1 protein-coding gene is annotated in these 1,277 nt (G+C 55.3%); it reads right to left on the bottom strand.

Annotated features, from left to right (window positions below):
• Positions 1-20 precede the first annotated feature (20 nt).
• Positions 21-1,016, bottom strand: coding sequence for an IS110 family RNA-guided transposase (locus tag QSV36_RS14240; RefSeq protein WP_289132538.1), 996 nt, complete (start codon positions 1,014-1,016; stop codon positions 21-23).
• Positions 1,017-1,277: the final 261 nt, after the last annotated feature.

The following is a 1,277-nucleotide window of genomic DNA, read 5'->3' as shown; positions in this document are numbered from 1 at the left end:
TGTAGATACTCTGTTCGCGGTCAAGCTTTTCTGAGGTGCTCAGCGCTGAAAAGCTTGGCCGTTTCAAATGGCTTATCCCCATGCATGCATGCCCAGATGCCAGTCAGGTATTTGCGCATGACAGCAGCGATAGCCTGCATTTTCTTCTTGCCCCTTCTGATCAGCGACTCGTAAAAGGCCTTTGCATAAGGGTCGTAGCGCACTGCGGTCAATGCAGGCATGTACATGGCTGCCCTTAGGTAGGCATTCCCACTTTTGCCAAGCCGACCGGGTTTATCAATGCTCGTGCCCGATTGTGTCTGTCGAACATCGAGACCAGCATGGCGAGCTACCTGAGAGGACTTGAGCGTTTCAGGCAGCGTGGTCAGCTCAGCCAAGGCAGCCAGTGCCGAGACTTCTCCGATCCCCGGGCCTGCGAGAAGTTGCTCGTATTGTCGAGTAAGTCTCGGACACTGGGCGATTAACTCGCGTCCTGCTTTACGAATACGCTCAATGCGGTTGTCCAGTGAGGCAACCGCTTCTTCTTGATCTTCGATCAGCATTGACGGGGTCGTAGTGGTCGCCTGCAATGCGTGCAGCTCATTCTTCGCTCGGGTACGGTGCCCTACCAAACGATTGATGTGCCGGCCAAGGGCCCTGAGTTCAAGCTGTACAGGGCTTGGAGGCGTCCACAAACGCGGAGTCATACGCTCCCCATACTCGGACAGCAACTGGGCATCTATTGCGTCTGTCTTGCTGTTCACCAGCATCAACTTGGCAAAATTATGGAAGCTTTTGGGGTTGATCACTGAAACAGGTAGGTCGGCAGCGTGTAGCTCAATGGCCAAGTCCAGGTAATAGATCCCGGTAGCCTCCATCACGATTGCCTTGGGCTTGAGGGCCTGCAGTTTTTTCACTGCAGCCTTACGACCAGCGGCGGTCTGAGCGATATCCCATTGTCCAGCAGGTTGACCATCTTTACGCACCCCTGCGATCGAAGTGCGTGAACCGATATCCAGGCCGACACAGACACTCATATTCCCACCCTCAAGCGAATTAGGTGACAATGGCCTCCGGTTCCCCGACCTCGAACTTCATGCCGCTACAACCTTGTAATGCGAAGTCCGACTTGTCGGCTTCTCGATACTCTTCGTAGTGGGCAATGAGGCGGGGGGCCTCTCTACATACAAGGTCAGGGCGAGCCCGCCTTCAGGAGCGGTCGGCCTCCCCGGAAGTGCTTCTTCAGCCGAACGAGCATAACCTCTCTCGCCAGGCCAGACACAACATACAAGGAGCGG

It is taken from the genome of Pseudomonas sp. BCRC 81390 (assembly GCF_030341915.1).
GTDB lineage: Bacteria > Pseudomonadota > Gammaproteobacteria > Pseudomonadales > Pseudomonadaceae > Aquipseudomonas.
The sequence above is the reverse complement of the archived record's forward strand: the minus strand, read 5'-3'. Positions and strand labels throughout refer to the sequence as shown.